Source organism: Staphylococcus marylandisciuri (assembly GCF_025519785.1).
Lineage (GTDB): Bacteria > Bacillota > Bacilli > Staphylococcales > Staphylococcaceae > Staphylococcus > Staphylococcus marylandisciuri.
In genome coordinates this window covers 14,701-26,717 of the sequence record NZ_JAOPKZ010000004.1, presented here as the reverse complement: position 1 = coordinate 26,717, position 12,017 = coordinate 14,701, and the positions used below count along the sequence as shown (strand labels likewise).

Here is a 12,017-nt window from a genome sequence, read left to right as displayed (position 1 = left end):
TTATTCTGTTAAACCTTCTTTAGATAATATTTCTGTGATTGCCTCAATAGCATCGCCTTCATCGCTACCATCAGCATAGATAGTTATCTCTGCATCTTTACCTACACCTAAGCTCATAACCCCCATAATAGATTTTAAATTAACCTTCTTACCGTTGTACTCTAATTGAATATCTGAATCAAACTTAGAAGCTGTTTGTACAAGCATTGTAGCCGGACGTGCATGAATGCCTGTTTCGTCGATAATTACATATGATTTCTGTTCCATAATCCGCTGTCTCCTTCGTATAGTAAAATCGTTCGATGATATAAAACTTTCTTAGCCTTATAAGTAAACATTACCAAAATCTGAATTTAAATTCAATTCGTTAAACCCTAGTTGTTATAACATTTATAGAAGATTTCACCTATTTATGAAACTGTTTTCACTACCAAAGTGATTTAATAACATTTTCGCATTTCTGCATATGATCTTCGCCTAATTTTTTCATAAAATAAAAGCTAATTGAAGCTGATATTGCTTGTCCAACCACTGGGAACCACTTAGTCTGTTTCGCTGCAGCGCGTTTAGCCACATCTCTAATCACTACTTTAAGGATTGCGTTCGATACTTTCTTTCCAACAAACTGACTACCTTGTATTGCTGCTGCAGAAAGAATTCGTTGCTTAGTATCGTCTCCTAGAGAGTTGACTTGTTTATGATCTAATCCATAAAGTTTGTTTAGGTCTTCAATGATATCTCTCATTAACTTGATATCGACACCAAAATCAAGTCCCGGTATAGGTACAACGCTCATACTTGAAGACAGAAGTGACTTTTTCTTAATTAGTGACAACGCTCGTTTATGACGTTCATTTAATTCGTGTTCCGAAGTCGGAATGTTACTTTTATCCTTAATTTCTTCCATATTTAATACTTTACTACCTATTTTGTTCGTAACGTCGTTAGTAATTTTATTTTTAAAACTCATTAATATCGCTCCTCAATCAATAGTTTCACATGCTTACTTACCCGAATTTACAAATTTTATTTAAGTTGAATGAAAATTGCTTTTAAATACTTTGAAGGTTTGTAATGAGGGTGAGTCTTAAAATCTTTAGGTAGGCCCATTACTTCTACAATTTCATATGCTCTATTATGTTGAGCAAGCGTAGCTTGAATGACTTTCTTAAATTGCTTTTTCGTGAATTCACTGTGGTTTGTACAAAGTAGTAAGTTACCATCAGGCCGTATGATATCTAAAGCATTGGAGATCAACTTGTCGTAATCTTTCAATACTGAAAAAGTTTTCTTCTTGTTACGTGCGAAGCTAGGAGGATCAATGACTATCGTATCGTAACTTATATGATGGCGTTTAGCGTATTTAAAGTAATCAAAAGTATCCATCACATAAATATATTGTGTTTGAGGGTCAATGCCGTTTACACCAAAGTTCTCCTCAGTTAACTCTCGAGAGCGGTTTGCTAAATCTACACTGGTAGTTGAGTTAGCTCTTTTAGCTGAGACTACAGAGAAAGCTCCTGTGTAACTGAATAAATTCAGTACATCTCTGCCGTCAACAAACTGATCACGTAACTTTTTACGAACTTCTTTCTGATCTAAGAATAATCCTGTCATCATGCCATCATCGAGATTGATATTGTAGAAAGTGAAGTTTTCCTCAATCACAATTGGAAATTCCGGTTCGCGCCCTTCTACAAAACCACCTTCATAAGGATGATTAGAAAAACGCATTTTTTCATAAATAGAAGTAAATTGAAATACATTTCGCATGGCTTGAAGAATAAGGTATCTAAATTTGTAAATACCTTTAGAGTACCATTGAATAAGTAGATGTCCATTATAATTATCTATCGTTAACCCACCAATGCCATCTCCTTCCGCATTAAATAGTCGAAAGGCATTAGTACCGTCGATATTATAGAAATATTCACGTTCTGCTTTAGCTTGCAGAAATAATGTTTCAAAGAAAGATGCGTCGATATTGACTTGAGCATCGTAGCTAATTATCCAACCTATACCTTTATGTTGAAATCCTACGTAAGCCGTTCCTACATATTTATTTCGATGGTCTACAATTTGAAAGAGCTCTCCTTCTTTCAGATGGTCGTAGTCATACAAATCATTTTCTTCAACAAGAGGATAATGGTTGAGATATTTCGTTTCCTTGCCCCTGTTTAACACTGCTTTTTTCACTTTCATCTTCACTCCTTTTTCTAATCTTAGATTCATATCAATTCAGACTGGCACATCTGGGTTGTTAATAATAGTACATAAAGGCACCATTGAATTATCCACTATCATAATCATTGATTACCATTTTAAAAAACCTTTCTTAGTGGCGGAGAAAGGTTTGACTTTAATCTCAATAACTGAATAATACGCTAGATAAACTATAATTAATTAATATTTTAACACATCAACTTAGCACCGAATACTTGTAAACGCAATCGTATGTTATCTCAATTAGCGATAACAATCGTATTCTCTCTCAGAGCGTTCACGACATGTAATTAAATGCCATTGCAATTTATAAGTCAAATTAAATATCTCTCAGTATGTTCCCCTAAGAAGTACTGTTATGAGTTTCATGGACGAGTACTCTATCCTTTGTTGTTAATCGGTAAAAAGATCTGATTACTTAAAGTTTAAGTTGTATTTTCTTCGCGCTTGTCTAAGATCTCGTTTCGACTTAAGTTTTAGAGATCCAAATTTAAAAAAATAGCGGGACAGAAACCTAATTTGAATAAAAAGATTTCTGTCCCGCTCCCGCTTTTTAATCAACGTTGTGTATGATTGCCTCGCGTGCCATCTCACCCAATAACAATATTCGATAGAACACACTATTAGATTAAATTATTTCAACGATCTATTGTTTTTATCAGGTTCTCTCAATTTAATTACGAACGCTACTATAACTGCTATTAGCATAATAAAAAGAATTGGAGTGATAAACGTAGAAAACAATTGGCCATGTATCATAATATTGATGAATTCAGTGATTAATTTAAAGAATAAACCACTGATTATAAATAAATGTAAATAGTACAATTGTCGCTTAAAGTAATTTGTTAACGTAGTGATGATGTAAGCAATCATGACGAACATTAATAGTAATAATGTGATCCACTCGACGACGTATTGTGTTTCCGATAAATCCCATTTACCAGACATAAATAAAGAGTTGCGGTTATTGAATTCAATGAGTGTGAAGAACAACATAATAGCGCCACAAATGAGTTCTACATATAGCGTTTTAAGCCACTTAGGTCGTTTCATCCAGTTAGGAACATCATCTTCTTGTATATCAATTCGTTTTTTCCATTTATCAACAAACTGATTCTTTTTATTGCGCATTTTCTCTAAATCCATACTGCGCCGTGTGTTGTGAGTGAATTCATTCGTTTTATCTTGCAGATGTTTAATGCGTTCTTTCGTTTGACTCGTCACTGAGTCTTTTTGTGTTCTTGATAACTCAGGTTCTTCCTCTCCTAATTCTTGTTTAGTAAGCGGTAAAGAGCGACGAAGGAAGAGGAAATTCCAAATAGACATTTGACCTAATAACCACATGATGAGAAAGAACGTATTGACACTAATAATATCAATAGGAATAATGTCATTACTATCTATACGGCCATATAGCACAACTTGAGTGATAAGATAAGCTAAACCGTAAGCAAAGATAATCCAAAGATAATGATATTTTCGATGATGGCTATCTAACTCATCTTTATAGACGATATAACCGATATGAATAACAAATGGAATGACAAAAACTACCGCAAAGAAACTATAGACTTGCGTCATGAGGACAAGAGTTATTAAAAAGAATAATATTCCGATAACTAAAAAGAATATGGAGATATCATAATCATATGCCGTTGACCTATACAGCAACGTGCCAATGCCTATGAGCAATAGACCAAATAATATGATTAATATCGCACTGACAACAGGAAAACTACCTATAAATATACTCATAACTCTCAAGATTTCAGCAAAGAATGCATTGACGAAGTCCCATGTATCGTCGATATGCAAACTAATCTTATCTTTACCATTTAAGCTATGTATATATGATAAGTTTAAAAATATAATAAGGCCGATTAAAAAAGCTACAAGTCCTATAATATAGCTATATATTATTTCGGCGTGTTTCTTAAGGAAAGACATTCATTTCACCTCAGAACAATTATATATGAGAAAGTTACACCTGTCTTCAACTTTTGCGAGAAATAGGACCATGGTCTTATCTCTTTATACTTTACTTATTACAGATGTAAGGTGTCTAAATAACTACGCTCTATGAAGAGTTTACCATTAATAGGGCTAAACCATTACTACTTATTCTCTTCACATATAGTAAATAGCAGTGCGATCTATTAATAAGTCTGACAAAGTTATACTCCTGATAAGCAACAATATGATAATTACACCTTACTTTCTCTCACTATACATAACATATTACCAAATATACAAGACAACAAACGGATTACAGTAAAACCACGTGTAAACTTCTTAGATAGAGGGTATACTTATTACAAGATAACTATAAAGGAGTGGTGTTCAATGAGCACTGAAGAAACAAATAAAAATGCAGCACAACAAGCTAAAGAGAAAGAAGAAGAATTAAAAGAGAAAAAAGAACAAAGTAGAACTGATGATCAAGAAACAGAGCAAAATGTTCAAGATACTTTAGATTAAAACCCATCGTCCCCACGCGATGTCGACATGAGTGTTCGATAATGAGCGCTCTACTCACAACTCGAAACATTAATCAATTTTTCATATTATTAATAAAGTGTTCAAATCAATAAGCAGTAGCTTACTCAATTCAAAACTTCGACATCCTTGTGCTAACCAGCTACTGCTTATAGACGATATTTAACTGAGGTCGGGACTTAAGCGTTTAGGATTTGAGCGGGGGCCCCAACAAAGAGAAACTGGTAAATCAGTTTCTACAAGCACAGCGAGTTGGGGTGGGGCCCCAACAAAGAGGGAGCGGGACAGAAATCTAATTTGAATAAAAAGATTTCGTGGTCCCGCCCCGGCAAGGATGACTAGAATTGAAAAAAGCTTGATACAAGCGCTTTTTCAAATCAGTCATCTACTGCCGAGATGTTGAAGAGGCTGGGATTTATCTCCCAGCCTCTTTTTTCCTCTAGTCAAAGACCTTTAAGTCCCAGTTTCTACAAGCACAGCGAGTTGGGGTGGGCCCCAACAAAGAGGGAGCGGGACAGAAATCTAATTTGAAAAAAGATTTCTGTCCCGCTCCCTCATCTCAGTATGTTTTTTAATATGTAGTGAGAACCACTTTACTTAGTCTTTAACATCACGTGCTAAACCCTCCCCTTTTACATATGTAGCCATCACATACTAAATTCTTAACATCAAACATCACTCATCAATACAAAATATTACTGAGAGTTAGAGAACAATATTAGCAATACACCTGTCAAATTTGACTGTCTTTATCTCGTTAATAATCAAACAAGACACATTTTACTATCACATCATTAACTTAAAAAGCCTTGACAACCATTATCTTACGTTCTACATTAGAAATAACTAAAATACTATATTCGCACTAGGGGTGTTTTGTTAAAACTGAGATGAGGTAAGACCTCAAACCCTTTGAACCTGATCTAGATGATACTAGCGTAGGAAAGTGGAACTATATTGACGCCTTAAAGAGGTTGACTGGAACACTTATGTCTCTGTAAACTCTATCGATACGCACTTGACTAAAGTTGAACTAGCGGTCTTAATGAGTAGTAATTCATTGGTTATTTCTTCTTTAACCATGATAAGACCTAACAATCTTGTTCTTTCAATCTCTGTTAATAGATAATGCTTATTCGCGCAACTCTACTAGATTAGGTTGTGCGTTTTTTATTGGGAGGAAATAGTAATGACAAGAGGTTTAAAATTATCAGATATACTCGTCACAGTATTAGTTGCAGTTGTCTTCGCAATTATTTATAACGTGTGGCACTTCGTATACGATTTTTCAAAGATTACTGGTTTACATATTGAAGAAGTGGTGTATGGAATGTGGTTTATGGCTGCAGTCGTGGCCTATTTGATCATTCCTAAACCTGGAATCGCTATCCTAGCTGAATTTGCTGCAGGTGCAGGTGAGACTATCGTTATGGGTCGATTCGACGTGCCTACGATAATCTATGGTTTACTTCAAGGGCTTGCTTGTGAAATCGTCTTTCTCATTTTCCGTTATAAATCACGCAGTGCGATGGTTTCTATGTTGAGTGGGTTTATGGCTGCCATCATCACTTTACCGCTTGATTTTGCTTACGGTTATTTAAATGAATTGAGTGGTTGGAACCTATCGTTGTATATCATTTTTAGATTATTAGGTGGAATATTAGTAGCCGGTTTATTATCCTATTACATTGTAAAAGCTTTAGATCAAACCGGAGTGACGAAACTCTTCCGTCCAGCTTCCAAGAATGATTACGATAACCTGTGAGGAGTCGATAACGTGTTATCTATAAAAAATTTACGCCTTAAGTATCCTAATGCAGACCATAAGATCTTTGATGGCTTAGACCTCACAATTGAAGATAAAGAAAAAGTACTCTTGCTTGGCCCATCAGGGGCAGGCAAGAGTACATTATTAAATGTACTCAGTGGCATAGTTCCGGATTTAATAGAACTACCAATGAAATATGATAGATTAAATATTGATAAACACTGCGCCATGATCTTTCAGGATCCTGACACACAATTTTGTATGCCTAAGGTCAAAGAGGAGCTTGCTTTCATACTAGAAAATAGACAAGTGCCTCGATCTGATATGGATGAAGCGATAGATAAAGCATTAAGATCAGTAGATTTGACAGTTAATCCAAATCAATATGTAAACAAACTGAGTGGCGGAATGAAACAAAAGCTAGCTATAGCTGAGACTCTACTACAACAAGCGGATACACTCTTCTTAGATGAACCGACTGCCATGTTAGATACTAAATCTACAACTGAGCTGTGGAATAAAATCAAACGTTTCTGGAAAAATCAAACAGTAGTTATCGTGGAGCATAAAGTAGAGCATATTTGGGAACACATCGACCGCGTTATTTTGTTAAATTATAATGCTGAAATCATCGCGGATGATACACCTGAAAAAATACTACAACACCACGAACGATTACTTAGTGAATATGGCGTTTGGCATCCACGTGCTTGGGAGCATGCGCCAGAACCGGTTCTAACCGCTAACAACGACGCTACTAAAGAATATGCTTTCACTTATAAGAATGGGGTAATCCGACGTAATAAACAAGCATTGATTTCTATAGAAGATTTCTCAGTGGCGCCTGGTGAATGGATTACGATTACAGGTCAAAATGGCGCAGGAAAAACCACGCTTTTCGAATCGATGATGCAACTCATCTCTTACGATGGTAAGATGTATTACCATCAGCAACCCATACGTAAAATAAAAGAGGCTGCTAAACATATGTATTTAGTCTATCAAAACCCAGAACTACAATTTATTACTCAATCCGTATACGATGAAATACATATTCAGTTTAGTCAAAAAGACAAAGAACAAGCCAAATTAAAGACGGAACAAATGCTAGAGTTGTTAAATTTATCTCAAGTGCGCGCTCAACACCCGTTTGAACTATCTATCGGTCAAAAGCGACGATTAAGTGTTGCTACAGCACTAAGTTCTCCTGCTGATATCATCATGTTAGATGAACCTACTTTCGGTTTAGATAGTCATAACACATTTAACTTAATTCAGCTTTTTCAAGAGCGCGTTCAAAACGGGCAAACGATTATAATGATCACACATGATCCAGAGATTATATCTCGTTACCCAACACGACGATTTCATGTTGAAGATCAAACCTTGCTAGAAGTTAGAAAGACGGGTGAAGATAATGTTTGAAGCCTTTAAAGTACGTCATACGTTCGTAGATGATGTCAATGTTATCACTAAAATTGTGGTAGCCATCTTACTCTTTTTCTTTGTTATTTTTGTACATCAATTTGACGTCATTATATATAGTACGTTGTTCATGTTTCTCTTTTTAGTTCTCTTTCATGGAGTGAAATTCAAAGTTTTTGCAGCTTTTATTATCTTTACATTTCTTTTCGCGCTCATTTCTTCTTTATCCATGATTTTTTACGGTGAAGGTACCCATACGTGGTTCAAGCTAGGCTTTCTACATATTACACGTGAGAGCTTCGTAAGAGGTATACATCTCACATTGCGACTCATAACTGTCTCATGTTTAGGAATACTGATATCCTTGACGTCAGAGATTGTGATGATTTTCTATAGTGTTATGCAGCATTTAAAGGTCAAACCGAAATTTGCCTACGCATTCATGGCAGCTATACGCATGGTACCTATCATGCTTTCGTCATTTATTCAGCTTAGACATTCTTTAAAAATGCGGTATCAAGTCGTGGATCGACAACATTATAAAGGCTTGAAGCGATTAAAACATATGTTTATTCCGCTGCTAAGCCAAAATATTCGCAGAGCTCATCAACTTTCTGTCGCTATGGAAAAGAAGGGATTTCAAGATGGTCCTAGAACATATTACTATAAAGCTCCTTTTTCTTATAAGGACGTGTTATTTGTTATAATCATCTTACTCTTAATCGTGTTAAGCTGCTCATTACCCCACTGGCTACCTATCACAGCCATTCAAGATGTAAGGAGTCATAATTGGTAATATGTCAAGCGAATTTCAGTGTTGAGGAGCAAAGCTTCCATCAGCACTTTAGAATATTATACTCACTTTGGTATTACAGTTTATCAAACCAATATGATTAAATCGTTTCAAGAGGTCGAGGCAAAAACGTATAGCATTTGAGCAGGGGGCCCCAACAAAGAGAAACTGATAAATCAGTTTCTACAAGCACTGCGAGTTGGGGTGGGGCCCCAACAAAGAGGGAGCGGGACAGAAATCTAATTTGAATAAAAAGATTTCGTAGTCCCGCCCCGGCAAGGATGACTAGAATTGAAAAAAGCTTGATACAAGCGCGTTTTCAAATCAGTCATCTACTGCCAAGCTGCTGAAAGAGGCTGAAACATTACATTAACTCCCAGTTTCTACAAGCACTGCGAGTTGGGGTGGGGCCTCAACAAAAAGGGAGCGGGACAGAAATCTAATTTGAATAAAAAGATTTCTGGCCCGCTCCCTACCACTAAAGGTTTTACTCTAGTTTTTACATAGCTTAAATATTACGTAATAACTATTCTGTACTTGAAGTTAATAATATGACATTAATGAATTGCTTTGTTTCCTATATCTTCTCGATAGAACAATGCTTCATTTTCTATCGCATTGACCGCTTTATAAGCTTCTCTTTTAGCCGTAGCAATATCTTTGCCTTCACCTAGCGCTAGGACCACGCGTCCACCAGAAGTAACGAAATGACCATCCTCGCGCTTTAATCCGCTGACGAAATACGTACCGTTATTCGTCTCAAAGTCACTTACTTTTTTACCTTTTTCATAGCTTCCTGGATACCCTTTAGAGGCTAACATCACGCCAACTATTGATGAATCTCTCCACTTAAACTGAATAGGCTGTTTATTCTTTAAATCTATGATATGTTGCATGAGATCGCTTTCCATACGCTTCAGCAATACTTGTGCCTCTGGATCACCAAAGCGCGCATTAAATTCTATAACTTTAGGCCCCTCGTTTGTAAGCATAGCTCCTATATAAAGTAATCCAAAGAAATGATAGCCTTCACTCTTTAAAGATTGCGCAATAGGTTGCGCTATCTGCTGATTAGTTTCTTTAATGACGGAGTTATCGATATGTGGCACAGGACAGTACGCCCCCATCCCTCCTGTATTAGGCCCTTGATCATTATCATATGCACGCTTGTGATCTTGGGCTATGCAATCGAAAGGTACAGCATAATCACCATTTACGAGCGTCATTAGAGAGAATTCTTCTCCCTCTAAATATTCCTCAAATACGACGACTTCATTTTCACTGTCATGTAATTTTTCAATAGCTGCTATCGCTTCTTCACGATTAGTTGCTATAATTACACCTTTACCTGCAGCAAGACCATCCTTCTTCAATACGATAGGATAGTCGCATTGTGAGAGGTAATCTAACGCTTCCTGTTTAGAATGACTTTCATAATACTGCGCAGTAGGTATGTCATACTTTGCCATAAGGTGTTTAGCGAAGCGCTTTGAACCTTCAATTTGAGCAGCTGCTTCATTCGGGCCGAAAGTATTTATACCTTTAGCTTCTAGTTTATCCGCTAAACCATCAATTAAGGGTTGTTCCGGACCGATGATAACCCAATCTATACCCTGTTGCTCTGCAAACTCAATGATTTCTTCGTGCGCGCTCTCCCCTATTTCCGGGTGAGTTTGAGCGATATGAGTCATTGCATCATTGCCAGGAATCACATGTATTTCACTTACTAAAGGCGATAGATTAATCTTATAAGCTAAAGCATGTTCGCGTCCGCCAGCACCAATTACTAGCACTTTCATCTTATACCCTCCAATCAATTAATGTTTAAAATGACGTTCACCAGTAGTGACCATAGCTATGCCATGTTTATTAGCCATGTCTATAGAATCTTGATCTTTAATCGAACCACCTGGTTGAATGATAGCTTTAATACCATGTTTTGCAGCTAACTCAACAGTGTCATCCATAGGGAAGAAACCATCAGACACCATTACCACTTCTTCATTAATATCAATTGCACGTTCAATTGCTATCTCAGCAGAACCCACGCGGTTCATTTGACCCGCGCCTATACCGACAGTTTGTCGTGGGTTACTTAAGATAACCGCGTTACTTTTAACAGCAGCAACAACTCTCCATCCTAATAGCATAGCATCCCACTGAGCTTCACTAGGTTGAGCTTCAGTAACGACTTTCATTTCATCTCTACCTATTGATGAATGATCTTTCTCTTGGACTAAATAGCCACCTGAGACGGAAACGAATTCTTCTTCATCTTCGTTAATCGTCATGTCAATTTCTAATAAACGAATATTTTTCTTCTGTTGAAGTATATCTAATGCTTCCTTAGTGAAGTCGGGTGCTATGACAACCTCTAAGAAGATACTGTGTAGCGATTCAGCGAGTTCTTGATCAACTGTTCTATTTAAAGCAACGATACCACCAAAAATAGATTGACTATCCGCTTCATAAGCACGTTCATATGCTTCATTAATCGTTTCACCTACGCCTACACCACAAGGATTCATATGTTTAACGGCTACTGCTGCAGGTTCATTAAACTTCTTAACGAGTGAAAGCGCTGAATCAGCATCTTTGATATTATTGAAACTTAATTGCTTACCATGAAGTTGCTTGGCACCTGCAATCGTATTAGCAGCATTAGATTGTCTTACAAAGTAAGCAGCCTGTTGAGGGTTCTCACCGTATCTCAAATCTTCTCTTTTACCGCTAAAGAAATTCACTATTGCATGATCGTAATCATTTGTATGCTCAAACACTTTAATCATCAATGATTTACGATAGGCTTCATCTAATTGGTCAGCTTTAATACGCTTGATAACTTCGTCGTAGTCAGATGGATCAACTACTGTCGCCACATGTTTGAAGTTTTTGGCAGCTGCTCTCAACATAGTTGGGCCACCAATATCAATATTCTCAATTGCATCGCTCTCTGTAACATTAGGGTTAGCTACAGTTTCTTTGAAAGGATATAAGTTTACTACTACCATATCGATTAAATCAATTTCGTTCTCTTTCAATTGTTGAATGTGCTCTTCTTTATCACGATCAGCTAGTATTCCTCCATGGACAGCGGGATGCAAAGTCTTGACACGCCCATCCATAATCTCATCAAACTGAGTCAGTTCGGAAATTGATTTGACCTTTACTCCACCTGCTTCAATGGCTTGTAACGTTCCCCCAGTGGAATAGAGCTCATAGTCTAATTCACTTAAGTTTCGCGCAAATTCTACTACTCCTTCTTTATTAGATACACTAATAATTGCTTTCTTCATTCTGTCACTCGCC

The 12,017-nt window shown here is 36.7% G+C and carries 10 protein-coding genes and 1 riboswitch; of the genes, 4 read left to right on the top strand and 6 right to left on the bottom strand.

Annotated features, from left to right (window positions below; translation table 11 throughout):
• The 4 genes from N9R04_RS02875 to auxA form a co-directional block, all read right to left on the bottom strand.
• Complete coding sequence (locus N9R04_RS02875; protein ID WP_262855003.1) at positions 1-267, bottom strand: phosphocarrier protein HPr; 267 nt, start codon at positions 265-267, stop codon at positions 1-3.
• 160 nt (positions 268-427) lie between these two features.
• Positions 428-970, bottom strand: coding sequence for a DUF697 domain-containing protein (locus tag N9R04_RS02870; protein WP_262855002.1), 543 nt, complete (start codon positions 968-970; stop codon positions 428-430).
• Between the two features lie 56 nt (positions 971-1,026).
• Positions 1,027-2,196, bottom strand: coding sequence for a class I SAM-dependent rRNA methyltransferase (locus N9R04_RS02865; protein ID WP_262855133.1), 1,170 nt, complete (start codon positions 2,194-2,196; stop codon positions 1,027-1,029).
• Positions 2,197-2,856: 660 nt separating this feature from the next.
• Positions 2,857-4,173 carry a lipoteichoic acid stability factor AuxA gene (gene auxA, locus N9R04_RS02860; protein WP_262855001.1) on the bottom strand — a complete coding sequence of 439 codons (1,317 nt, stop codon included), beginning with the start codon at positions 4,171-4,173 and terminating at the stop codon, positions 2,857-2,859.
• 396 nt (positions 4,174-4,569) lie between these two features.
• On the opposite strand from auxA, the gene graF reads away from it, so the two are divergent.
• The 4 genes from graF (at position 4,570) to N9R04_RS02840 (ending at position 8,711) form a co-directional block, all read left to right on the top strand.
• On the top strand, positions 4,570-4,704 hold the full coding sequence (gene graF, locus N9R04_RS02855; RefSeq protein WP_262855000.1) for a glycopeptide resistance-associated protein GraF: 135 nt from the start codon (positions 4,570-4,572) through the stop codon (positions 4,702-4,704).
• 875 nt (positions 4,705-5,579) lie between these two features.
• Positions 5,580-5,684, top strand: a riboswitch (TPP riboswitch).
• A 227-nt stretch (positions 5,685-5,911) separates the two neighbouring features.
• Positions 5,912-6,487, top strand: a complete 576-nt coding sequence (locus N9R04_RS02850) for an ECF transporter S component (protein ID WP_262854999.1) — start codon at positions 5,912-5,914, stop codon at positions 6,485-6,487.
• A 12-nt stretch (positions 6,488-6,499) separates the two neighbouring features.
• On the top strand, positions 6,500-7,915 hold the full coding sequence (locus N9R04_RS02845) for an ABC transporter ATP-binding protein (protein WP_262854998.1): 1,416 nt from the start codon (positions 6,500-6,502) through the stop codon (positions 7,913-7,915).
• Positions 7,908-8,711, top strand: a complete 804-nt coding sequence (locus tag N9R04_RS02840; protein WP_262854997.1) for an energy-coupling factor transporter transmembrane component T family protein — start codon at positions 7,908-7,910, stop codon at positions 8,709-8,711. Before N9R04_RS02845 ends, N9R04_RS02840 begins: the two co-directional genes overlap by 8 nt.
• A gap of 554 nt (positions 8,712-9,265) precedes the next feature.
• On the opposite strand, the gene purD is transcribed toward N9R04_RS02840, so the two are convergent.
• Together purD and purH are read right to left on the bottom strand one after the other, a co-directional pair.
• Positions 9,266-10,507 carry a phosphoribosylamine--glycine ligase gene (gene purD, locus N9R04_RS02835; RefSeq protein WP_262854996.1) on the bottom strand — a complete coding sequence of 414 codons (1,242 nt, stop codon included), beginning with the start codon at positions 10,505-10,507 and terminating at the stop codon, positions 9,266-9,268.
• Between the two features lie 18 nt (positions 10,508-10,525).
• Entirely contained in the window at positions 10,526-12,004 is a 1,479-nt protein-coding gene (gene purH / locus N9R04_RS02830; RefSeq protein ID WP_262854995.1) for a bifunctional phosphoribosylaminoimidazolecarboxamide formyltransferase/IMP cyclohydrolase, read from the bottom strand.
• Between the last annotated feature and the right edge of the window lie 13 nt (positions 12,005-12,017).